General features: G+C 31.3%; 17 protein-coding genes and 1 pseudogene. 13 read left to right on the forward strand and 5 right to left on the reverse strand.

Annotated features, from left to right (window positions below; all coding sequences use genetic code 11):
• Nucleotides 1-10: 10 nt before the first annotated feature.
• Nucleotides 11-1,426 carry a GT4 family glycosyltransferase PelF gene (pelF, locus tag CA_RS03965; protein WP_010964052.1) on the forward strand — a complete coding sequence of 472 codons (1,416 nt, stop codon included), beginning with the start codon at nucleotides 11-13 and terminating at the stop codon, nucleotides 1,424-1,426.
• The gene (gene pelG, locus CA_RS03970; protein ID WP_010964053.1) at nucleotides 1,426-2,862 is read left to right on the forward strand and encodes an exopolysaccharide Pel transporter PelG; all 1,437 of its coding nucleotides are present in this window, start codon (nucleotides 1,426-1,428) and stop codon (nucleotides 2,860-2,862) included. The genes pelF and pelG overlap by 1 nt, the downstream gene beginning before the upstream one ends.
• A 50-nt stretch (nucleotides 2,863-2,912) precedes the next feature.
• Here pelG and CA_RS03975 read toward each other — a convergent pair whose 3' ends face one another.
• Nucleotides 2,913-3,743 carry an endo alpha-1,4 polygalactosaminidase gene (locus tag CA_RS03975; protein ID WP_010964054.1) on the reverse strand — a complete coding sequence of 277 codons (831 nt, stop codon included), beginning with the start codon at nucleotides 3,741-3,743 and terminating at the stop codon, nucleotides 2,913-2,915.
• 169 nt (nucleotides 3,744-3,912) lie between these two features.
• Complete coding sequence (gene gdhA / locus CA_RS03980) at nucleotides 3,913-5,244, reverse strand: NADP-specific glutamate dehydrogenase (RefSeq protein WP_010964055.1); 1,332 nt, start codon at nucleotides 5,242-5,244, stop codon at nucleotides 3,913-3,915.
• Between the two features lie 275 nt (nucleotides 5,245-5,519).
• Between gdhA and CA_RS03985 the strand changes: the two genes are divergently transcribed.
• The 6 genes and pseudogenes from CA_RS03985 (at nucleotide 5,520) to CA_RS04010 (ending at nucleotide 12,886) form a co-directional block, all read left to right on the forward strand.
• Nucleotides 5,520-6,440, forward strand: a complete 921-nt coding sequence (locus tag CA_RS03985) for an exonuclease domain-containing protein (protein WP_010964056.1) — start codon at nucleotides 5,520-5,522, stop codon at nucleotides 6,438-6,440.
• Between the two features lie 1,183 nt (nucleotides 6,441-7,623).
• Nucleotides 7,624-7,731 (forward strand): annotated as a pseudogene (locus CA_RS20450) (serine protease); the annotation flags it as partial.
• A 178-nt stretch (nucleotides 7,732-7,909) separates the two neighbouring features.
• The gene (locus CA_RS03995) at nucleotides 7,910-8,197 is read left to right on the forward strand and encodes a DUF503 domain-containing protein (protein ID WP_010964058.1); all 288 of its coding nucleotides are present in this window, start codon (nucleotides 7,910-7,912) and stop codon (nucleotides 8,195-8,197) included.
• Between the two features lie 219 nt (nucleotides 8,198-8,416).
• Nucleotides 8,417-9,241 (forward strand): methyl-accepting chemotaxis protein, encoded by an 825-nt coding sequence (locus CA_RS04000; RefSeq protein ID WP_010964059.1) that lies wholly within the window; start codon nucleotides 8,417-8,419, stop codon nucleotides 9,239-9,241.
• A gap of 207 nt (nucleotides 9,242-9,448) precedes the next feature.
• Complete coding sequence (locus tag CA_RS04005; RefSeq protein WP_241393853.1) at nucleotides 9,449-11,233, forward strand: acid phosphatase; 1,785 nt, start codon at nucleotides 9,449-9,451, stop codon at nucleotides 11,231-11,233.
• Nucleotides 11,234-11,470: 237 nt separating this feature from the next.
• Entirely contained in the window at nucleotides 11,471-12,886 is a 1,416-nt protein-coding gene (locus CA_RS04010; RefSeq protein ID WP_010964061.1) for a glycoside hydrolase family 1 protein, read from the forward strand.
• A 64-nt stretch (nucleotides 12,887-12,950) separates the two neighbouring features.
• On the opposite strand, the gene CA_RS04015 is transcribed toward CA_RS04010, so the two are convergent.
• Nucleotides 12,951-14,297, reverse strand: a complete 1,347-nt coding sequence (locus CA_RS04015) for a Na+/H+ antiporter NhaC family protein (RefSeq protein WP_010964062.1) — start codon at nucleotides 14,295-14,297, stop codon at nucleotides 12,951-12,953.
• A 138-nt stretch (nucleotides 14,298-14,435) separates the two neighbouring features.
• On the opposite strand from CA_RS04015, the gene CA_RS04020 reads away from it, so the two are divergent.
• Nucleotides 14,436-15,317, forward strand: coding sequence for a LysR family transcriptional regulator (locus CA_RS04020; protein ID WP_010964063.1), 882 nt, complete (start codon nucleotides 14,436-14,438; stop codon nucleotides 15,315-15,317).
• Between the two features lie 76 nt (nucleotides 15,318-15,393).
• Here CA_RS04020 and CA_RS04025 read toward each other — a convergent pair whose 3' ends face one another.
• Complete coding sequence (locus CA_RS04025; protein WP_010964064.1) at nucleotides 15,394-17,739, reverse strand: immune inhibitor A; 2,346 nt, start codon at nucleotides 17,737-17,739, stop codon at nucleotides 15,394-15,396.
• A gap of 477 nt (nucleotides 17,740-18,216) precedes the next feature.
• Here CA_RS04025 and CA_RS04030 point away from each other — a divergent pair, with 477 nt between their 5' ends.
• From CA_RS04030 to CA_RS04045, 4 genes are all read left to right on the forward strand, one after another.
• Nucleotides 18,217-19,617 (forward strand): L,D-transpeptidase family protein, encoded by a 1,401-nt coding sequence (locus tag CA_RS04030; protein WP_010964065.1) that lies wholly within the window; start codon nucleotides 18,217-18,219, stop codon nucleotides 19,615-19,617.
• Nucleotides 19,618-19,936: 319 nt separating this feature from the next.
• Nucleotides 19,937-20,662: a nitroreductase family protein gene (locus tag CA_RS04035; protein WP_010964066.1), complete on the forward strand. Its 726-nt coding sequence runs from the start codon at nucleotides 19,937-19,939 to the stop codon at nucleotides 20,660-20,662.
• A 53-nt stretch (nucleotides 20,663-20,715) separates the two neighbouring features.
• Nucleotides 20,716-21,618 carry a 3'-5' exoribonuclease YhaM family protein gene (locus CA_RS04040; RefSeq protein ID WP_010964067.1) on the forward strand — a complete coding sequence of 301 codons (903 nt, stop codon included), beginning with the start codon at nucleotides 20,716-20,718 and terminating at the stop codon, nucleotides 21,616-21,618.
• Between the two features lie 74 nt (nucleotides 21,619-21,692).
• A complete protein-coding gene (locus tag CA_RS04045; RefSeq protein WP_010964068.1) occupies nucleotides 21,693-22,361 on the forward strand; it encodes a hypothetical protein in 669 nt (222 codons plus the stop codon).
• A 49-nt stretch (nucleotides 22,362-22,410) separates the two neighbouring features.
• Here the strand turns inward: CA_RS04045 and CA_RS04050 are convergent, their stop codons facing one another.
• Complete coding sequence (locus tag CA_RS04050; protein WP_010964069.1) at nucleotides 22,411-23,976, reverse strand: peptide MFS transporter; 1,566 nt, start codon at nucleotides 23,974-23,976, stop codon at nucleotides 22,411-22,413.
• Nucleotides 23,977-24,078 lie beyond the last annotated feature (102 nt).

Here is a 24,078-nt window from a genome sequence, read left to right on the forward strand (position 1 = left end):
GTGAGTATTTATGAAAATTTGTTTAATTTGTGAGGGAAGTTATCCGCATGTTACAGGTGGAGTATCCAGTTGGGTTCATATGCTTATAAAACAAATGCCAGAGCATGAATTCGTACTTTATTGTATTGTTGCAGAGGAAAAATCTAAAGGGAATTTTAAGTATGAAATTCCAAGTAATGTTGTAGAAGTAAAAGAAATTTTTTTGGATTATATTTTAAAGCAAAAGTCGTCATTGCAGAAAAGCTATCCAATAGGTACTTCAGGAGAGGAATCAATAAAAAATCTTATTATTGGTGGAGAGGTAAACTTTAATATTTTATATGAGTTTTTAAGAAGTAAGGAATTAAAGAAGCCAACAGATTTTTTTATGAGTAAAAACTTTTTTGATATTGTGGTTTCTGCTTATGAGGATAAATATCCTAGTATACCTTTTAATGAATTCTTTTGGGGAGTAAGGGCTATGCTGCTACCACTTTTATATATAGTAAGCAATGAGCTGCCAAAAGCAGATTTGTATCACAGTGTTTCTACAGGATATGCAGGGATTGCTGGAAGTTTAGCTGGAACTTTGTATAACAAACCATTTATAATTACTGAGCATGGAATATACACAAGGGAAAGAGAAGAAGAGATTATAAAATCAAAATGGATAAAAGGCTATTTAAAGGATATGTGGATTCAATTCTTCTATACCCTATCTAAGTGTAGTTATGACACAGCAGATAAAGTTATAACTTTGTTTAATAAAAATAGAGAAATTGAAATTGAATTAGGGTGTAAGCCTAGCAAGATAGAAATAGTTGAAAATGGCATACCAATACAAGACTTTGCAAATATATCTTGTGAGAGAGACACAGAGAACACTATAAATATTGGTTCTGTTTTAAGAGTTGTTCCTATAAAGGATGTAAAGACTATGCTTGAAAGCTTTTCAGTTGTGTCCTATGAAATAAAAAACTGTAACTTTTATCTCATAGGTCCAACAGATGAAGATGAGGAGTATTATAAGGAATGTTTGAGGCTTGTTCGTGAATTGGAATTAAAAAATGTAATTTTTACAGGAAGAGCTAACGTAAAAGACTATATAGGAAAAATGGATATAATGGTTTTAAGCAGCATTAGTGAGGGACAACCTCTTGCAATGCTTGAGGGTATGGCTTGTAAAAAACCTTTTGTTACAACTAATGTTGGAAGCTGTAGTGAGTTAATATATGGTGTCGATGATAATTTTGGAAGTGCTGGTATTGTAGTACCTGTAATGAATTATGTTAAAATGGGAAATGCTCTTATAAAATTATGTAAAGATAAAGCTTTAAGACTTAGTATGGGTGAAAATGGATATAAAAGGGCATCTACAAAATATACATTTGAAAAGTTTATAAATAGATACAAAGATATTTATAAGAAGTATGAAGGAGGATTATAATGGCAGGAGTTGGATTTCAATTAAAGAAATTATATAATCATAAAAGTTTACTGCTTGATTTTAGAACTTTAATGTATTCATCAATAGTGATAGTTGGTCCTCAGCTTCTTTGTATAGCAGCAATTGCTTTTTTTCAAATTATTATGTCAAATGCAAATGTTTCGTTTAAGGATAAAGAGTTATTTCTAGCTTCTACACTATACTGTTTTATTTTTTCTCAAATTATAACAAGTGGATTTTCTATGATAATAACTAGGTATATATCTGATAAGCTTTTTGCTAAAGAATACAATAAGGTTCTTCCATCGCTATATGGAGTTATATCTATATGTGTATTCATAGGAGGAGTAATAGGAGCTGTGTTCTTTTATAAATCTCCAATTAATATCTTTACTAAATTCTTTACTTATATCCTTTTTATTGGGCTTATAGTAATGTGGCTAGAAACCTCTTATTTAAGTGCTCTTAAAGACTATATGAAAATAGTAAGAAGTTTTTTAATTGGTTTTGTAACTTCAGGCGTACTTGGAATTATAATTTTAAAGGTTACACACATAAATCCAATACAAATATCGCTTCTTTGTTTTGATATAGGAGTATTTATTATAGTAACCTTGCTAATGTTTTATATAAAATCATTTTTTAAAAGCAGTGAAAAGGGGTATTTTGATTTTCTAAAATACTTTGATAGATATATTTCTCTTTTTCTTATATGCTTTTTTTATACAGTTTCTCTTTATATACACAATTTTATTTTTTGGTCGGGAAGTTTAAAAGAAGTTATTTCTCATACATACATTTTTGCAACAATGTATGATGTACCTACGTTTTATGCTTTACTTACAACCTTTCCTGCGTCTATAATATTTTCAATATCGCTTGAAACTTCTTTCTATGATAAGTATAAGGAGTACTATTCACAGATTACCTTAGGCGGTAGCTTAAAGGAGATAACAAATGCTAGAAAGAGCATGATTTCAGTGCTTTACCAACAAATATTTAGACTTATGGAAATACAACTTTTCTTTAGTGTAGTTTTTATTGCCCTAGGTCATTACTTGCTTCCTTTTGTTGGATTGTCTCAAATTTCAATAGATATATTTAAGAGTTTAACTCTTGGGGCATTTTGTTCTATAAGTATGTTTACTATTATATTAATAGATTTGTATTTTGAAAATAGAAAAGGGGCACTTATTTCAACTAGTGTGTTTTTGATTTTAAATGCAGTATTTACATTTATAAGCTTGAAGCTGGGACAAAATTATTATGGAGTGGGATACTTTTTAGCATCATTTATTTCTGTAATAGTAGCCTTTATTAATTTAAATAAGTTTTTAGTAAACATAGATTATATAACCTTCTGTTCGCAGCCTATAATTTATAAAGAGCGTGAAGGAATATTTAGTTTAATAGTTAATAAACTGTACAAGGTATAGTAAAAAGACTTATGCTTGAAATCTAAAGCATAAGTCTTTTTTAATTATATTTAGTTTAAGCTAAGGCTGCTAGAAATATAAACTTTAAAACCTAAATTGTTGTAGTAGTTATGAATAATTTTATTTAAAGAAGTATCTCTAGAGTATTCAACTATATAAATTAATATATCCTTAGATTTTAATTTTTCTAGGTATTTAACTTTTTTATCTCTATCATCTCTAGAATTTTTAATGAATTTATTGTTATTAAAATCTACTGTGGTATATACACTTTCTATATTGATACCGTGTATCAGGCTTTTAAGTGATATTTTTTTATTCTCTGCTGCTTCAAGGAAATCAACTCCTCCGTTAAATATTACAGGAAGATTATAGCTTGAATTTAATCCCTTTATTATATTTAGTAAGCCAATAAACATAGAGTCTTTTTTATACTTTGAGTACACATCCAAATTGTCTAAAAAAAAACCATCTACACCTTTATTTTTTAGATTCTTACCTAAGGTGTTAACAACATAATTGTCCCATTTAAGGTTGCTTACATCTATCCAGCTTTCATCCTTCCAATTTTCATAATTGTCCAAAGTTATATCTTTAAAATCACTGTAGTATGGCCTGAAGTTCTCTAATGAACCAACATTTAAATAGCTATAAACTTTTATACCTTTTTTATGTAAAAAGTCAATTTGGGCTTTGCTGTAGTATGAAGCGTCTATTACTACTTCTTTATATGAAAGCAACCTATTTATATTTTTAGGTTGTAAACCAGTAAAAACACCATAAGATAAGGTATTAGAATTTTTAATTCTTATTCTTAAGTTTATCAAAATCGAAAATATTACAACAAAAATCATTACAACAATAATTAATTTTTTTTTCATTAGTTTCCTCCTGCGTCCAGTATTCATAAAAGCCTAGAAATATTTTACCATAAATAAAGGGCTATAAAGAATATTTTGATAAACTCAGGAGGATAAAATATATTAATATAATACACAGATTTTATATATTTGTTTAAGTGGTCATTCGTGTTATTTTTAATATTGCAAGTTAAAATCCAAGAGAATACATGGCTTCAGCAACTTTAGTGAATCCAGCTATGTTAGCGCCTGCAACCAAATTATCTTCGAAGCCATATTCATTTGCAGCATTACTGCACTTTATATATATATTCTTCATTATATTTTGAAGCTTAGTATCAACTTCCTCAAAAGTCCATGAATAGCGCATACTGTTTTGAGACATTTCAAGAGCTGATGTGGCAACACCACCGGCATTAGCAGCTTTTGCTGGCCCGAAAATCACTTTGTTTTTTATAAATAAATCAACAGCTTCTATTGTAGATGGCATATTAGCACCTTCTCCAACAGCATAGCATCCATTGGCAATTAAAGTTTTAGCAGAATTTTCATCAATTTCATTTTGTGTTGCACAGGGAAGAGCTATATCACATTTAAGTTTCCAAATACCATCGCAGCCTTCAGTATAAGATGCATTAGGATGATATTTTGTGTACTCATGTATTCTTTTTCTTTCAACTTCTTTTATTTTTCTAATAGTATTTAAATTTATTCCATTAGCATCGTAAATATATCCATTTGAATCACTCATAGCAACAACTTTAGCACCAAGTTGAGTTGCTTTTTGATTTGCATAAATAGCCACATTACCTGATCCTGAAATAATAACAGTAGCACCGTCAAAAGATTTACCTTTAGCCTTTAGTGCCTCATTCATGAAATAACATAATCCATAACCAGTGGCTTCAGTCCTCACTAAACTTCCACCTAAGGTTAATCCTTTTCCAGTCAATACGCCAGTAGATTCATTACGTATCTTTTTGAACATGCCATATAAATAGCCTATTTCACGGCTTCCAACTCCAATATCGCCGGCAGGTACATCTGTATTTGCTCCTATATATTTATTAAGTTCAAGCATAAAGCTTTGACAAAATCTCTTTATTTCTGAATTTGATTTGCTCTTTGGATTAAAATCGCTGCCGCCTTTTCCGCCTCCTATTGGAAGACCAGTTAAGGAATTCTTAAAGATTTGTTCAAAGCCCAAAAACTTTACTATTCCAAGATTTACTGATGGATGAAATCTTAAGCCACCTTTATATGGGCCTATAGCACTATTAAATTGAATTCTGAAGCCTCTGTTAATATGCTCTTCGCCATTGTCATCTACCCATGGTACCCTGAAAATAATCTGTCTTTCAGGTTCTACAATTTTATCAAAAATTTTGTCTTTTACCCATTCAGGATGTTTTTCTGCAACTATCTCTAGAGATAGGAGAACTTCTTTTACTGCTTGATGAAATTCAGGTTCATTTGGATTTCTTTTAATAACATCATCCATTACATGCTTTAAAATTTCCATTTTTCCCTCCAATTTATTTAAAGTATTAATAGTAATATTTATGCTTATGTTGATATTAATATTGGTGCCTTTAATGACTAGAAATATTATTTTAATTTGTGTTGTTTTATAATATTTATTCCTTTATCTCCTTACCCATACGAAGGTTAAATACATTAGAAATTTTGCTTTATTGTAAACATTAATAAAAAATTCAACTCAATAGTAAATTATGAAGTATAATAGTCATAGGAAAAAACATAGTGATAAAAACTAAGAAAATCTGGAGGAAGGAAATGAAATTCACAGCTATAGATTTTGAAACTGCAAATGAAAAAAGAAATAGTCCATGTTCAATTGGTATTGTTGTTGTTAAGGATGGACATGTTGTAGAAAAATCACATCATTTAATAAGACCCAAGGAAATGAGGTTTATGCCAATCAATATTGGTATTCATGGAATAAGACCAGCTATGGTTGAGAAGGAACCAGAATTTGATAAGGTATGGGAAAAGATTAAGCACTATTTTGATGACACTTTAGTGATAGCACACAATGCTTCCTTCGATATATCAGTTCTAAGAAAAAGTGCTGAGCTTTATAATATAGAGCTTCCAGAGTTTAATTATATTTGTACAATGAAGCTTGCTAGGAACTTTTATAAAGGCATTGAAAATGCAAAATTGAATACAGTAAATAATTTTTTGGGCTATGAGTTTAGACACCATGATGCATTATATGATGCTCTTGCCTGTAGTAATATAATGCTTAGTATATCAAAAGAATTAAAATGTAAGGATATAACTGAAATATCTAAACTGTTAGGCGTAACTGTTGGAAAGGTAGATAGTAAAGGATATAAACCATCACAAACTAAAGGAATTGCAGTAAGAACATCAGATAGAATTTATTTTTCTAAAAAAAAGAGTGCCTTTGAAAGATTAAAAGCTGATGAATTTAAAAATGAGGTTGTGGTGTTTACTGGAAGACTAGATTCTATGTCAAGAGACGAGGCAATGGGATTAGTCAGGAGACTTGGAGGTACAGCAGGAAGTTCTGTTACAAAAAAAACTACAATACTAGTAACCAATATGAAAAACATAAAAAATTTACGAAGGGAAGAAATGAGTAACAAACTAAAAAGGGCATCGGACTTAAATGCCAGAGGACAGAATATAAAATTTTTAAATGAAGAGGAATTTTTAAAGATAAAATAGATAAAGTATTAATTTAGAAGTTTAATAATATAATAGTTTTGATATTATACTTGTAACCTATATATAGGTTAATTAAAAAATCATACTAACATAATTATTTTGCTTGAAAATTTTGGATTTCATTATAACTAATTTTTAAGTTTGACACAAATATGTATCTACTTTATAATTTATAAAGTAAAATAGGAAAAAGTGAGGAAGCGAAAACAATATGCTAAGTGTTATTAAAACTGCAATTGCAACCATAATAATATCAATTATATCCGGATTATTACTAGAATACGTTAAAAACGTTAAAAACGTGGCTCCTAAAATATTGTGTACTGTAGGAAAATGTGTATCCTTACAGATGAATGGAAAGAAAGTTTTTGCATATATTGTTACTGTTAGTAACATGTCAAAAAATACAGTTCATGAGTTAACCTTGAACATACAAAGCCAAAGAGGCAGCCTTAATATTGCTGATGCAAAAATAACAAAAGGATTAAAATTTGATTCTTCAATAGAATATAATACTGTTGACATTTCCATGCCTTTTTTAAGTAAAGGTGATAAGTTTTCAGTTACAGTATATGTAGAAACTCCTAATAAACCTCATATTGTATTAAGATCACCTGAAAATTTTAAGCAGGTAGATTCCATGGATCAAAAAGGGGTACTAGCTTCAGTATTTAGTATGCCTAAAAATGTAGCTGAAACAATCTTAGGTTCAAAGGATGAAAAAGGTGGAACAGGTACCAATAGAGGACTTAGTAAGAATAAAAAGGTAATTTTAGCTGTTGCATCAATTGCTCTAGTTATTCTTGCTGCAGTTGCTGTAAAATTAAGTTTCCAAGATGATTCACCTAATAAGACACAAGCTAATAGTTCAAAAGCTAATACTGAAAGCAAGCCAGCAAATACAACAAAGCCTACAGGAAGTACACCTACAACAAGTACAGGTTCTAATGATTCAAAGAGTGGAAGTAGTGTGAATTCAGAAACTAATCCGTCAAAATCTGGATCAAACAAAAGTACAGGTACAACTTCACAAAGTGGTGGAAGCGGTACAGGTACAGATACAAAGCAAAGCACAGGTAGTGGAACGAATACCAAAGAGAGTGGTAATAGTAATAGCAATACGAATACATCGAGTGGAACAAGTACAGACACAAAGACATCAACAGGTGAAACAACAGGAGGTTCTAGTACAAATTCAGGAACAAATACGTCAGGCGGAACAACAAATACAAATCAAGATACTAAAACATCAGGTAGTGGAACAAGCAGTAATTCGGGTTCAACTACTACAACAAATGGAACAACTTCAGGTAATTAAATTTGATAAATTACTAAATACAAGTAGCTTTAAATATGTTATAAAATTTAAATAATAAAAACTGTGTTATTTTTGGCACAGTTTTTATTATTTAAAAATAGAAAAATGTTTAAAATAATGGGGGATACTAAAATAATTTGGAGGAAAGAAAATGAGAATTTTAATTATGAGAATTACCTTAAGAGCATCCTGGTGTCATTCTTTAAAGGAGAAAAGGATGGTAGTAAGGAGTATTGTCCAAAAACTAAAAAATAAATTTAATATATCTGTATCAGAAGTAGATGAACAGGACATTCACCAAAAAATAGTTATAGGAATTGCAGGAATATGCGAGGATTCAGCAAAGGAAGATTCTACAATGGAGAAGATAATAACTTTTATAGAAGAAAATACTGATGCAGAAATAGTTGATATAGAAAAAGATGATGTTATTAAATAATTATTTACTAGGAAGGAGGGATAAGTTGCGTATAACTTAAATTTTATGAAAGTGTAACAATGATGGTTAAACGAAGTTTATGATATTTCGTTCTTGTGAAATAAGTCGAAAACAATATAAAAAATTATAAAGATATGTTTTAAATATTTCGATAAAGTAAGCATAAGTAACTTTGGTGAGAGTAGGTTACACTTAACTAAAATTTAAGGAGAGAGCATTATGGAAAAGGATATTATGCAGTCTTTTAAAGATGTACTACCAGTTTTGTCTGAACTAATACAGGAGGATGTAGCGACTACCATAGTAAATAAAGATAAAATTGCAGTTGCAGTATATCACAATAATAAAATCCCTATTAGTTTCAATACAGGAGATTTAGTGCCAAACGATAATCCTTTATGCATAGCTATGGAAAAGAATAGGGTAATATCTGCAGTAGTACCTAAGGAGGTTTACGGGGTTTCATTTAAGGCTATAGCATATCCTATAAATGATAGTAATGGAAGGGTCGTTGGAGCTATTGGCGTAGGAAAGAGCTTAGAAAATAAAATTAAAATAGAAGGAATTGCCGAGAATTTATTTTCTTCTCTTAGTCAAATAAATGGTGCAATTGATGAAATAGCACAAGGTTCACAAAGGCTTTCTAGTGTTATTGTTGATGTTTTGTCAGAGGCAAATGTTACAAATAATAAAATTAATGAGACAGATTCAACAATTGGAGCCATTAAAAATATAGCATCTCAATCAAATCTTTTAGCGTTAAATGCAGCAATAGAAGCGGCTAGAGCAGGAGAGTCAGGAAAAGGATTTTCTGTAGTAGCTCAAGAAATGAGAAAGCTATCACAAAATAGTAGTGAATCTGCCAAAAAGGTTTCAGAAATGCTTCTAGAGATGAGAAATTCCATTCAGTCAATTATAAGTCAAATCAATGAAGTAAATGTAGTTGCTGAAGGACATGCCGCAGCTACAGAAGAAATAAATGCAACTATAGATGAAATAACTACAGCATCTCAAACGCTTGTGGAAGAGTCTAAAAATATATAATTTAATTTGCCCTCGAGAATAATCGAGGGCTTTATGTTTTTTACAATGAAAAAGAGAAGAATGCATAATTCCATAATTGTATTAATTAACTGTAGTTAACAATAGTTTAACCGTGTGATAACAATAAGGCAATCATTTGCATATATAATATAAAAGGTAAGTTGAGTGAGCTAGTACTTTCATAAGTATAACATTCTTAGAAAGGAAATGATTTACTTGAAGTTTAAGAAAACTTTTTTGTCATTAGCTCTTACTTTTATATTATCCCAAAGTTATTCAAGCGTACTTTTAGCTCGTAGCGTAAATGGTAATGAAATAACTTCACATCATGCAGTTTATGGGTATTTTGTAGATGAGTGGAAAAATAATAATACAAACAATATGAGTCCAAGTACTAATCCAGCCATTGGTGTACTTTCTGGATACCTAAAGTTATGGAAGCCAGGTATTTCTTATGATAACGGAATAAAGCTTAATTCTGATATCTTAAACTTAAATATTCAAAAGGTTATACAAATAACTTATCGACGTACAAGTTTTCAGGAGCATCAAGCATATCTTGATGATAGAAGAAATCAAAATTACAGTGTGTTAGATGGTTTGGGGCCATATAAGGATGCTTTTATAAAGGGGGCTGGAGCTGGAACTACAATAACTGATGTTATTCCTAAAGATGCTATTAATGTTCAATATACGGATAAAGGCAATGCTGAGGGGAACTGGGCAGAAGAAAGTTCTGATTTAGGAAGTGTAGTTAAATTAGTAGATACTATTCGCAATAGTGCAGCATCAACAACACCTGCTAAAAATTATTATAAGTATCCTCGTCCATGGCGATGGAGTGACAAGGTTAAGGTTCTACCTACACTTGTTCCGGAAAAAAGTACTAATCCATCATCAGATGGAGGCTTTCCAAGTGGACATACAAATGCTGCAACTATAGATGCCATAGCTCTAGCTTATGCAGTACCAGAACGTTATCAGGAAATGCTTACACGTGCATCTGAACTTGGGAATGATCGTATAGTAGCAGGAATGCATTCTCCTTTAGATGTAATTGGAGGACGAGTTATGGCAACAGCTATTGCCGCTTCTGCTCTAAATAATAGGGATAACACAGCAATTAAAAATGCTGCATATTTAGATGCTCAAACTAAGCTTATTATTAAAGAAAATGCAATTTCAAAGGATAGGTTTGGTAACTATTCTGAAAACAAGAAAAATTATACTCAAAGATTAACCTATGACTTTCCTCAAATAGGTGATAAGAATAAGCCTATGGTAGTTCCAAAGGGAGCAGAGGTTTTATTAGAAACACGGTTTCCTTATTTAGATGCAGAAAATCGCAGATGGATTCTTTATACAACAGGTATTCCATCTGGATATCCAGTATTAGATGATTCAGAAGGCTGGGGAAGAATTAATCTTTTTGCGGCTGCAGATGGTTATGCCTCTTTTGTAAAAGATGTTACGGTTACAATGGATGCTTCTAAAGGGGGATTTAATGCTGAAGATAGCTGGATCAATGATATTTCGGGTAATGGTAAGCTTATTAAAAATGGAACTGGAAAATTAAAATTAAAAGGGGATAATAAGTATAGAGGAGGTACTGAAATTAATGGAGGAGATTTAGAGGCCGATTCTAAGAAAGCTTTTGGAGATGGGGATGTTGTAAATAATTCAGGAATGCTTACTAAAGAAGCTGATAAATTAAATATTAGGGGGAAATATGTACAGTTGGGAAATGGTACTTTAGAACTCAATATTTATAGTAAAAATGATGTTCTTAGAATAAAAGATGAGGCAAATTTTAACGGGGTATTAAAATTAAATTTTTTAAACAGATATGTGCCTACGAATAAAGAAGTTATTATAAAATGCGGCAAAATAGGGGGAAGATTTTCATCAGTTGCAACAGCAGGACTTCCAAGTGGGGATAGGGTGAATATTTTATATAAAAATGATCAGGTTGTACTGCAAGTTGTCAAATAAGAAATAAAAGCTGCTGAGTTTAGCGGCTTTTATTGTAAATAAAGTTATTTGATAAACAAGGCAGTGATTGACATGATTAAAATTCTATGATAACCTTATCATAGAATTAAATTTAATAAAAATAAGGATTGTTACTGGTAATGCAGGCTATACCTAAGGAATGTGTAGAGAATACTCTAATACATTTCTTAGGTATTTTTTATAAAATCAGATATATAAAATTTAGGAGGAATAACTATGGGAGTTAAATTTCCGGAAGGATTTTTATGGGGAGGAGCTACGGCTGCTAACCAATTTGAAGGAGCTTATAATCAAGATGGTAAGGGCTTATCTATTCAAGATATAATGCCAAAAGGTATAAGAGGACCTATAACTGATAAGCCAACAGAAGATAATATGAAACTTATAGGTATTGATTTTTATAACAGATATAAAGAAGACATAAAGTTGTTTGCAGAGATGGGCTTTAAAACCTTTAGATTATCAATTGCGTGGTCTAGAATATTCCCAAATGGTGATGATAAGCAGCCAAATGAAAAGGGACTTCAATTTTATGACAATGTATTTGATGAATTAGCTAAGTATAATATTGAGCCTTTAGTTACAATATCTCATTATGAAACACCATTAGCACTTGCTAAAAATTATGATGGTTGGACTAATAGAAAACTCATAGGCTTTTTTGAAAATTATGTTAGGACAATATTTAATAGATATAAAAATAAGGTAAAATATTGGCTCACTTTTAATGAAATAAATTCAGCTCTCCACGCTCCTTATATGAGTGCTGGAATATGGACACCAAAGGAAAAGTTGAGCAAACAAGATTTATATCAAGCTATGCATCATGAATTACTTGCCAGTGCTCTTGCAGTTAAGATAGGTCATGAAATAAATCCGGAATTTAAAATAGGATGTATGATTCTTGGAGTACCAAACTATCCTCTTACTTCAAAGCCAAGCGATGTTCTTAAAGCAATGAATCAGGATAGAGAAAATCTTTTCTTTGCAGATGTTCATGCAAGAGGAAGGTATCCAAAATATATGAATAGATTATTTAAGGAAAATAATGTACATATAAAGATGGAGCCAGGGGATGAAGAAATATTAAAAAATACAGTAGACTTTATTTCTTTTAGCTATTACATGAGTTCATGTGCAACATCCGACACTAAAAAGAGTAAGGGAGGGGCAGGAAATATTATTTCTGGAGTGCCAAATCCTTATTTGAAGGCTTCAGAATGGGGATGGCAAATAGATCCAGAAGGATTAAGGTATATACTCAATTTGTTATATGATAGATATCAAAAGCCTTTATTTATAGTTGAAAATGGTTTAGGTGCTGTGGATGAATTAATAACAGATGAAAGAGGTAACAAAACCGTAAATGATGATTATAGAATCAACTATCTAAATGATCATTTGGTTCAAGTAGGAGAGGCCATAGAAGATGGTGTTGAGCTAATGGGTTACACTACTTGGGGATGTATAGATTTAGTAAGTGCATCAACTGCTGAACTTAAGAAAAGATATGGTTTTATATATGTAGATAGGCATGATGATGGAAGTGGTACATTAGAAAGATATAAGAAGAAAAGTTTTTATTGGTATAAGGAAGTTATAGCTACAAATGGAGCTAGTTTAAAGAAATAAAAAGATAGAAAAAATAGCTTAGGCACACAGCTTAAGCTATTTTGGTTTTTGTATAATGTATTATTTAAGAGAGTGTGTGTCTATTTAGGCGTATCTTTAAAAACTTATTGGAGTATCTTAAATATATAAAATATATAATAGGAAGCATATATAAATAAAATGCATAAGGAATATATTTTATTGCGCTTACGTTTAGGGTTGTTGTTGGTACAAGTGCAGATATATTCCAAGGAATAAGGGCTGCAATTATTATTCCGGAATTTTCAAGATCTAGTGCAAATCGATATTTTCCAATGTTTTTATAGGAGTCCTTCATAATTTCATTAGTCATAACTGAACTAATTGTTTGATTGCACCCAAAGGCCGCAGTCATAATGCTTACTATCGAAATTACGCTAAATAGTTTGTGTTTTGTTAAATTTTTATTTGTAATTACTTTCTTGAAGCTATTAAATATGTTTAATTCCTTAAATATGCCTGAAAGAGAGCAGGAAACAAACATTACTAAACATGGTTGTAGCATTGAAACAATGCCACCGCCCTTTAAGACATTATGCAGTGGACTATGAGGGCTTGTTTGAAATCCAAGGATAATGAATTTAATTATATCCAATAAATTATGCTGTTGAAAGACTAAAGCAAAAATTGAGGCTATAATAATGCTAATAGAAGCAGAAAAATAAAGTTTAACTTTAAACAGTGAAAGTATAAGTATAATTATAGCTGGAAACAAGGTAATAAATGCTATATTAAATGTACCTGAAATTTCGTTAGATAAATTGCTATTCATATTCCTCAATGGTTGTGATATGGATAAAATATAATAAAAAAATAATGACAGTGAAAATGGAACTATTGAAGAATAAATCATGTTTTTCATGTTAGTAAATATATTTGTTTTAGTTAAATTAGCAACTAAGGCGGCACTACTTGACATTGGTGAACATCTGTCTCCAAAATAAACACCAGCAATAATAGCTCCTGCTGTTATATTTAAATTTACGTGTCCACTTCGTGCTATTATCATTAATGGGATTCCAACTACACTTATGCTTCCTAATGAGGTACCTATTAAAAATGATACTATGCAGCAAATTATAAATGAGAAAAAAATAAATAAAGAAGGAGTTAAAAATTCCAAGCAATAATACACAATCGCAGCTATTGTCCCTGAAGCCATCCATACACCTATAACTGCTCCAATTAAAAGAAGAATTTTTATAACTATAAATGATTGCTTTCCTCCATTGTAGGACATTTTTATAATTTCTTTTATTGTATAGCCCTTTTTTATTGAAATTAATGCAAAAACCACCCAACAAGTAATTAATGCATATCCTATAAAGATGCCTTTTATTACACTAATTATAAGCAGACAGAAAGAAATTAAAAATCCTAATAAAATTTCCATGTGTACCCTCCAAATTGTCATATTAATTATTTAATATCCTAAAGACCATGTATTATTGTAGCAAAAATTGATATATAATTAAAATATCTAATAAATATAAAATTTATATATATTTATGTATAAATAATAGGGGGTAAAATGGATATAAAGCAGCTTACATATTTCATTAGCATAGCAGAAGAGGGAAATATAACAAGAGCAGCTGAAAGACTGCATATTGCACAGCCTCATCTTAGTAATCAATTAAAACTTCTTGAGGATGAACTCGGTGTTATGCTAGTTAAGAGAACTACTCGCAGGATTAAGCTTACGAATGCAGGAGAAATGCTTTTACATAGAGCTAAACAGATGCTAGAGTTGAGAGATAGAACAATTAAGGAGTTGAAGGATTTTAATGAGGGACTTCAAGGGACACTGTCAATTGGAGCTATATCCTCAGCGGGAGATATTCTATTGCCAAATTGGATTTATAACTTTCATAAAAAATATCCTAATATAGATTTTCATATACGGGAATGTGATACTCATGAGGTATTAGAGCTATTAAATAATGGTTTAATAGAAGTTGGAATTATAAGAACTCCGTTAAATTCAGAACTTTATGAGTCAATTTTACTTCCGGATGAACCTATGATAGCAGCTGCTAATGAGAATATGTTTTGGAGAGATGAACCTAAAGTTATTGATATGAAGGATCTTTCAAGTAAGCCTTTATTAATGCATAGAAGATATGCAAAAATGATAATAGAGGCATGTGAGCAGTCTGGCTTTGAACCAAGGGTACTTGGAAAAATAGAAGATACAAGAGCTATATTGTTGTGGGCAAATACGGGAATGGGAGTAGCAATAATACCGAAAGATTGGATTGGAATTATTCCAAATATAAATTTAAAATACGCTCAAATTAAAAAATCAAGTTTAAAAACAAGAACTGCAATAGTATGGAAAAAAGGGGAGTACCTTTCAGCTGCGGCTAAACATTTTTTAGAAAACTGCAAACACTTCATGGACAAACAATAAAGTAAAACATTTTTTAATAAAATATACTGCTCATTAATTTTTGGTAATGAGCAGTATATTTTTAGATTTTAAATTACTATTTTAATTTAAGATCGATGTTTGCATGACTGCCATCATTTGCTTGGTCAATTACATTCATTTTTAAACCGAAGTGTGGGAGTATAACACCTACGTCTGGAAGTTCTTCTGTAATATAAGGTCTATCATCTTCAAAAGTAGGATGTTTTGAAATAACATCATCAGTTAAAGTCTTTGGAGTTGAGGTATTACTGTAATCTATAAACATTTTTCTGGCTTTTCTTGTAGTAAAAGCTGCATCATGCAGTTCATATTTGTTATCAGCTAGTGTTCCGTCGCTCCATCTTAATAAATGTTGATCGGCATCTACAACACTTAAGAAGCCGTGACCTGGATGAATGCCTGTCCAGTTATCGCTATAAAGATTATCTACATACCATACAACTACACCAGGATCATAAGACATAAGACTTGCACCACGTTTTATATGTCCAAGTCCACTGTCAGTGCCATAGTGATTTCTAAGTTCCATTAAGTAGTATTGATCTGTAAGTTTTATACCACTATCTTTAGTGAAGCCATTTAATGTGAATCTACTTGTGGCTCCTTCAGCATCATCAATAAAAGCTTGTTTTCCATTTATATTAAGGGCTAAATCATCCACATAAAAACCGTCCATATCGCCACCAGCGTCTGTCCAGTAATTTAGTTTTAAGTTAATTTTTTTGCCGATATAGTCTTTAAGATCAAACTTAGCATCAATCCAACCATTAGATTTTCCAGTGATACCATTTCCAGGGTTCTGATTGTTTGGATTAGTACTTGTAGTGATATTTCCTGGAATGCTTGTCCAAGTGTTTGCACCGTCTACTTGTACTTGTACAGAAGCATAATCCCAATCTTGTTCTATGTTGTACCAAGTTTTAAAGTTAAAATCCGCAGAAGTAGCATTTGTTAGATCTATAGCAGTAGACATAGAGTTGTTTAAGTTATCACCCTTACCGCTAAAGTAAAGATAGCTACCACTAGAAGGTTTTGTTATTGTAGTGGATTTTTGTGGAAGAGTAACCTTAACAAAATCATTATTTACTGATTTTTCACTAGCAGCATCTAAAGTGTATTTTTTACCCTTCTTATTTAAAGAAGATAAATCTATAGTGTTTCCATGAAACCAATTACCGCCATATCTTTTTTGGAAATATTCTTTATCGTATGCGCTAAAACCTGAAGGTTCAGTTCCAGGTATTGTTCCTGACCAACTTCCACTTGACATAATTGACCAATAACCTACAGGTTCTCCTTTACCTGAATATTGAGTATCATATTCGTCAGGAAGACCTAAATCATGTCCAAATTCATGACAGAATACACCAGCAGCTCCGTCCTCAGGCATAATAGTATATGGGTAGGCAGACATATCTGTACCTGGTATTTTCCAAGGTTTTGTAGTACCATTATCCATATCATAAACTTTTGAACTATGAGACCATATTGCATCAGTTCCTATTGAACCTCCACCTGCTTCTTCTCCCATTCCGGAATGAATAATCATAAGGTGGTCAATTATTCCATCTGGTTCGTTAAGGTTTCCATCTCCATTTAAATCGTAAGGATCTTTTACATCAAATTGTTTTAGATCTATATGTTTAGCAACTTCGGTTAAAGCTTCTTTAACAAGATCACGAGCACGTGGGCTGTTGTCGCTTCCTTGATTTTTACCATAGTAAGCTGCTGGATGTTGAGCTTTATACCAGCCTACAACAGTTCCGCCTATATCATAGCTCCCACCTGATTGCTGATTGTAATATTCTTTTAAAGAAACTAAATTTTCATTATGAGGACCGGAATATCCGTTAGGGCCAAATATCATATCCTGATAATGTGAGGTTGTATAGTCTTTATAATACATATCTGTATCCTGCGGAGTTAAGGTATTATGAGGTAAGTCAGGGAATTCAATTAAAATTACAAGAGCCTTGTCCTTTGTTACAGTTCCATCCCAAGAAGTTTGAGGACCATTTCTTTTGCTTTTTTTGTCAGCTTTCTTTAGAATTCCTTTATTAAGAGCATCTTTACTGTATTTCTTTAATCCTTGAATTGACTTCATATCTAATTTGTTAGGATCATTGCTGTCCTTGCCTTCATGTTTTGCTAAATAGTTATTAAGAATTTTGTCAGTTTCTTCAGCAGTTGCATTTTTGGGAATTGTTCCGTTCTTTTTTAACATTTGTATTAACTTATCATCATTAGCGATGGCATTATCAGCGCTGGCCGAAGAGTTTGATGAAATTTTACTTTTTTCTTGTAAAGAATTATCGGCATAGGCTTTGATAGTTAAATTGGTTGTTGCATTAAAAGTAATTGCTATGGCTGTAAGTAGGCCTAAAATTTTTGTTTTTGACATAACAAGTTTCCCCCTTTTTTAATCTACAATGTAAAGTGTTAAAGTATATAATAATAAACTACCACAAAAGGTACTAAATGTAAATAGACAGTTTTACTATAAAATTACTTATTTGTTGATAAAAAATAATATTTTTTTAAAATATATTAATATTATTCTAAAAATTAAGCGTGTATTATAATTGTTTGAAAAAAGTTGAATTTTGTTATGTATATAATATAGATAAGTTATAATAAGTCATAGAATGTTTCTACAGAAAGAAAATAATAATAATTAAAAAAAACTTAGCATATTAGCATGGACATGAGGTTATATAATTGTGTAAAATAATAGTGACACATAAAAAACGATTTAACTATTAAAAATAATTTTCGAAAATTATTAATAGGTTGTTTTAAGTATGGTTATCACTACATAAAATAAAATGTATGGTTCATTATAAAAAAATTATTAGCTTTAAACCTAGTTGAGAAGGGGATGGATACTACGGAAACAGAGAAGAAGAAAAGCAAGCGCAATAAAATTATCATAGGTGCTGCAGCTGCCTTTTGTATTTTACTTGTCATATATTTAGGAATGGCCAGGTATTTTACAAATCATTTTTATTTTGGATCTAAAATTAATGATGTTAGTGTTTCAGGAAAAACTGTAGATCAAGTTAAGACTGAAATGGAAGGTAAGCTAAATAACTACACCCTAAGTATAAAAGAGAGAGGAGGAAAGGTAGAGAACATAAAGGCAAAGGATATTAATGTAAAGTACAATTCACAAGATAATTACAGTAGCTTTAAAGAAAAACAAAATCCCTATAAGTGGATTGTAAGTGTCTTTAAAACAAAAGATTCCAATATGAAAGATGAAATTTCATATGATGACAAATTGCTTAAACAAAAAATTGATAATTTGGCCTGTATAACTGGAAGTTCAGTAATAGAACCTAAAAGTCCAAGCTTCAAGTATACAGATAAAGGATATGAAGTTATAAATGAAGTAAAGGGAAATAAAATTAATAAGGATGCCCTATATATGAAGATAAGAAAGGCTATTTCTAATGAAGATAGCTCAATAGATTTGGAGAAAAGTGGAGTTTACATTGAGCCTAAGTACACATCAAATTCTCCAAAGGTTAAGGAGACTAAGGGACTTTTGAATAAATATGTGGCTTCAAAAGTGACCTATAATCTAGGAAATCATAAAGAGGATATAGCTGGAGCTGTAATAAATAAATGGCTTAAGGTTGATGATGATCTCAATGTTACAATTGATGAAAAAGAAGAAAAAAAATATTTAAATGGAATTTTTAGTCCTTATAATACAGCAGGTAAAACTAGAAGCTTTGCTACCTCATCAGGAGCTACAATAAATGTCAGTGGTGGTGACTATGGTTGGGTTATAGATGCTTCTAAAGAAGCTCAGACATTAAATGAAGCCATTAAGAAGGGACAGACTATAGAAAAACAGCCAACCTACAGCCAAACAGCAGCATCCCACGATGCGAATGATATTGGCAACACTTATGTAGAAGTTGATTTGTCAAAACAGCATTTATGGTTTTATAAGAATGGATCTTTGGTAGTTCAAGGAGATGTAGTTACAGGTAATGTGAGCGAAAATGATGCAACTCCAGCAGGTGTATATAGATTAAAATATAAGGAAAGAAACGCTACTTTAAAGGGGCAGGGCTATAGCTCACCCGTTAGCTATTGGATGCCGTTTAACGGAGGAATAGGAATTCATGATGCAAACTGGAGAAGTGTATTTGGCGGAGAAATATATAAGACTGGAGGCTCTCATGGGTGTGTAAACTCACCATATGATTTAGCTAAGACAGTATTTGAAAATATTGATGCTGGCACCCCAGTTGTTTGTTATTATTAATATTTATTTTAATTACAACGCACTAGAAATTTTAGTGCGTCTTTTATTGTTTATAAAGTAAATCCAACAAGATATATAATTTGAAGTTTATGTGTAATGTTTCTAAAGATCAAAGCTCAGGGACTTTAAGTATCTTAAGGAAGAACCAGTTTTATAGTAGCGCATAGATTAATTATTATAGGTATGCAAATAAGATAATTGTTATAGATGGAGGTGAAATTATTAAAATTGTAAACCATAAGGAGACTATAAGTAAAAAAGGTAAGTATTATTATCAAATGTATTTTAATCAATTTAAGAATAATGAGGAGGATAATTAATGGATTTGATTGGAGCAATTGATGTTAGGTGTTCAAGAAGAAAATACACATCTGATTTAATAGATAGCAATAAAGTTATACATCTTGAAAATTTAATTGAAAAGATAAATAAAAAGGCAAATTTGCATCTTCAATTAATTTTAAAGGATGGAAAGGCATTTGAGAATATAAGAAAAAGTTATGGAATGTTTAGCGGAGTACAAAATTATATAGCGTTAGTGGGTAAAAATGACAAGCTTTTAAGAGAAAAAGTAGGATACTATGGAGAAAAGATTGTATTAGAAGCTACTACAATGAATTTAGGAACTTGTTGGGTAGGAGGAAGTTTTGATAAGGAAGCTTGTTCTGCTGAAATTGAGGACAATGAAATCTTAGTTGGTGTAATAACTATAGGAAATGTTTCTAAAAATCTTAGTATTAAAGAAAAGCTTATATTTAAGGCAATTCATAGGAAATCAAAAAAGGTAGAAGAAATGTGTGAGACTAAAGGAGAAGTTCCAGAGTGGTTTAAGGATGGAATGATGGCAGTTAAAAAAGCACCTTCTGCTATAAATAAACAACCGGTAAGATTTTATTTTGAAAATTCAACTGTTACAGCAGTTGTAAAGGGAGATAATGAATATGAACAAATCGATTTAGGGATTGCAAAATTACACTTTCAAATAGGTGCTAAGGGCGGAAAATGGCAGTGGGGAAATGGAGCTCAGTTTACTAAAGAAGTATAAAAAAAAATCTATAGCACAATCTAAATTGAAACATAAATTTGGAGGAGTGCATAATGGATACAAAGCAAACTTTTTTAGAAGACTTAAAAAGTAGAGATAATATAAAGTTATCTTTAATGGTAATGAAGATAATATTCAGAGAAACCGATAAGCTTATATGTATATTGGCAGATAGGACGGGCGAAATAAAGGCCAGTGTACCTTTAAAAGATGGTGACATAAAGCAAGGTATGGTAATACAAATAAATGGCAGTAAAAATGTAAATCTAGAAGTTAAAAGTTATAAAATTATACGGGATTATAATATTTCAGATTATCTTCCTACAGTTAAAAGGCCAATTGAAGATATTATGAATGAAATTGAATTATACACAAATAAGTATGTTCTATCTAAAGAAGGTAGAGCGTTAAATGATTATTTTTTTAAGGATGAAGAGTTTTTAGAGAAATTTAAAAAAGGCATAGGTGGAGTTTCTATGCACCATAATTATATTGGTGGACTTGCAGAACATACACTGAATGTTATGAAAATAACTGCTAAGCTTTCAGAAAAGTACAAATGTAGAAGAATGGAAGTGGCAGTACTAGCAGCAAAGCTTCACGATATAGGAAAAGTTTATGAGTATGATTGTAACGGCCCTTTTAAGTATACTATGAGAGGGCAAATGGAGGGGCATATTGTTATTGGAGTAGAGCTTGTAGATAGAGCAGTTAGAGAAAATTTGAATCTTTATCCGGAGGATTTTGTAAATAGAATAAAGGGATGCATTGTTCAACATCATGGTAAGCTGGAGTTTGGTTCTCCAAGAGAAATGAATATGGAGGAGTCTTTTATAATTAATTATGCAGATTCAATAGATGCTACTATGAATAAAATATCTCAGTTAAAGGAAAAAACAGAGCCTGATACATGGTCTGAGTTTGATAGAAGAATTGAGAGGAAATTATATTTATAAAAATGAAGTGCAAAAGCTAATTTTGCACTTCATTTTTATTATCCACATAGTATATATTGAAAGAAGGGATAAATGTGGATAAAACCAAGGTTAAAATAGATAAAGACAATAGTGAAGCAGGTGACCAAAGCTTAAATACAATTGTGAAACAAGCTGAACCTACTGAGTTGATGCAGGAATCAGCTAATCTTCTATTTAGAATACCAGTATTTTTAAGTCATCCTAGTAGATTAAATACAGTGCAGCAGCAATTTGTAGATGCAATAATAAGACAAATTAGAAAAGCGCTTCTGTTTCCTCGAACGCTTCCTATAAGCGAACAATATCCAGAAACACCTCTAACCAATATTCGTAGAATGATTGCATCTAGCTATGGAATGGTGTCACTTAATCTCAGACAAAGAAGAGTTAGCTTAATAGAAAACAATCTTAATCAACCTATAGGGGGAGATGTTTGGGAGGGAAGTCCTTTTGCCCAAATAGAGCCTGGAATGGCTTATCAATATGGTCTTCCTCTACTTCTAATAAGGGAAATAGGTGTAGAACAAAACGGAATTTGGTCTTTTGGAATTGCACCACTTTTAATATTGGAATGGGATTCTACAGCAGTAAATCCTATTGAAACTTTCTTTAGAAGAAATGATTGGAAATCAATTTTTCAAAATTGGATTGGTGAAGTAAGAACAGGTTACTATATTCAAACACAGCCACAATTTCAATATTCGTGTAAACAGGATAATTAAAAAATAAGCTTGTATTGTTTAATTGTAACAATACAAGCTTTTATGTACTTTATTCCATCATTTTTTCTAATTTTTTATTCAATGCTAATAATACTAAACCTATTAGGATAGCAATTACAGCTATTCCACCGAATATTTGCAGATGTCCTAAAGTTTCAGTGTATCCTGCAACAATACCAGCTAATTTATTAGCAACAAAATTACTTAGCATCCATACTCCCATTAAAAGTGATGCGAATTTAGCAGGTGCAAGTGAACTTACCATTGAAAGACCAACTGGTGATAGGCAAAGCTCTCCAATTGTATGAAAAAAGTAAGCACCTACCATCCAAAGCATGCTAGCTTTTATAGCAGTATCAGTAGAGTTTCCACCTCTTTGCATAACCGCTCCTACCATAAGTAAGAAACCTAAGCCTAAAAGTATTAATCCTAAAGCCATTTTTGTAGGTATACTTAAATCTCCATTTTTACTAGAAGCTAATTTTAGCCATAATTTTGACATAGGTATTCCAAGTATCAATATGAAAAGTGGATTTAGTGACTGAAACCAGGACACTGGGACCTCAAAGCTGCCAACATTTCTGTTTAAGAAATTTTGAGTATAAAGGGTAAATGAACTTCCTGCTTGTTCATAGCCTGTCCAGAAAATTATTACGAAGGCTGCTAATATGCATATAACAATAGTTCTGTTTTTTTCTTGTCTAGTTAAAGGTCTATTTTTGTTCTCGGCATTAGTACCAGTTTTAATTTTAGTAACTGGTACTTTACCTATATCGCCAAGGAATTTATTTGATAAGGAATTAAAAATAATTTGTCCTATAATCATTCCAACACCAGCAACTAAAAAACCATATCTAAATCCGTAATGTATAATTTGTCCTGCTTTTGTTGTTGCCATTACTGTTTCAGCCAAAGTTCCGCATATTAGTGGGGCGAAAAATGAACCTAAATTTATACCCATATAAAAGATTGTAAATGCTGAGTCTCTTCTTTTGTCTCCATCTGGATATAAGTGACCGACTAAAGTTGAAATGTTCGGTTTGAAAAAGCCGTTACCAATTATAAGTAAAAATAGTCCAATATATAAGGCTGTCATACTTTGACTAGAGAATAATGTAAGCTGTCCGATAGCCATTATTATTCCGCCAATAGTTATCGCCTTTCTTTGACCCAAATATCTATCTGAAATATAACCACCAGCTATTGGGGTAAGATATACTAGAGAGGTAAAGGTACCGTTATATAAGGCTGTCATACTTTGACTAGAGAATAATGTAAGCTGTCCGATAGCCATTATTATTCCGCCAATAGTTATCGCCTTTCTTTGACCCAAATATCTATCTGAAATATAACCACCAGCTATTGGGGTAAGATATACTAGAGAGGTAAAGGTACCGTACAAGCTTGTAGCAGTTGCATCGCTAACACCAAGTCCACCTTGTACAAATTTTGTGGTTAAATATAATACCAATAAAGCTCTCATACCATAGTAGCTAAATCGTTCCCACATTTCAGTGAAAAAAAGCATATATAATCCTGGCGGATGTTTTGTTTTGAATTTTTTGTTTTGCAAAGTTTCATTTATAGTTATATCGTTTGTCTGCCTAATCGTCATAATAAACCCCTTTTCTCTATTTTTTGTCTACTATAATTTTATCAATCAATTTTATATTCTGCAAGTTTATGGATTTTTGTTTTCAAAATGATTGTTAAGGAA

It is taken from the genome of Clostridium acetobutylicum ATCC 824, assembly GCF_000008765.1.
Classification (GTDB): domain Bacteria; phylum Bacillota; class Clostridia; order Clostridiales; family Clostridiaceae; genus Clostridium_S; species Clostridium_S acetobutylicum.

Bases quoted from the DNA above. Each gene is read 5' to 3' on its own strand.
- CA_RS04040 (WP_010964067.1), top strand. From the start codon at position 20,716: ATGGATACAAAGCAAACTTTTTTAGAAGACTTAAAAAGTAGAGATAAT.
- CA_RS03975 (WP_010964054.1), bottom strand. From the start codon at position 3,743: ATGAAAAAAAAATTAATTATTGTTGTAATGATTTTTGTTGTAATATTT.
- CA_RS04050 (WP_010964069.1), bottom strand. From the start codon at position 23,976: ATGACGATTAGGCAGACAAACGATATAACTATAAATGAAACTTTGCAA.
- CA_RS04005 (WP_241393853.1), top strand. From the start codon at position 9,449: ATGATTTACTTGAAGTTTAAGAAAACTTTTTTGTCATTAGCTCTTACT.
- CA_RS04030 (WP_010964065.1), top strand. From the start codon at position 18,217: ATGGATACTACGGAAACAGAGAAGAAGAAAAGCAAGCGCAATAAAATT.
- CA_RS04020 (WP_010964063.1), top strand. From the start codon at position 14,436: ATGGATATAAAGCAGCTTACATATTTCATTAGCATAGCAGAAGAGGGA.
- CA_RS04010 (WP_010964061.1), top strand. From the start codon at position 11,471: ATGGGAGTTAAATTTCCGGAAGGATTTTTATGGGGAGGAGCTACGGCT.
- CA_RS04035 (WP_010964066.1), top strand. From the start codon at position 19,937: ATGGATTTGATTGGAGCAATTGATGTTAGGTGTTCAAGAAGAAAATAC.
- CA_RS03985 (WP_010964056.1), top strand. From the start codon at position 5,520: ATGAAATTCACAGCTATAGATTTTGAAACTGCAAATGAAAAAAGAAAT.
- CA_RS04015 (WP_010964062.1), bottom strand. From the start codon at position 14,297: ATGGAAATTTTATTAGGATTTTTAATTTCTTTCTGTCTGCTTATAATT.
- CA_RS04025 (WP_010964064.1), bottom strand. From the start codon at position 17,739: ATGTCAAAAACAAAAATTTTAGGCCTACTTACAGCCATAGCAATTACT.
- pelF (WP_010964052.1), top strand. From the start codon at position 11: ATGAAAATTTGTTTAATTTGTGAGGGAAGTTATCCGCATGTTACAGGT.
- gdhA (WP_010964055.1), bottom strand. From the start codon at position 5,244: ATGGAAATTTTAAAGCATGTAATGGATGATGTTATTAAAAGAAATCCA.
- pelG (WP_010964053.1), top strand. From the start codon at position 1,426: ATGGCAGGAGTTGGATTTCAATTAAAGAAATTATATAATCATAAAAGT.
- CA_RS03995 (WP_010964058.1), top strand. From the start codon at position 7,910: ATGAGAATTTTAATTATGAGAATTACCTTAAGAGCATCCTGGTGTCAT.
- CA_RS04000 (WP_010964059.1), top strand. From the start codon at position 8,417: ATGGAAAAGGATATTATGCAGTCTTTTAAAGATGTACTACCAGTTTTG.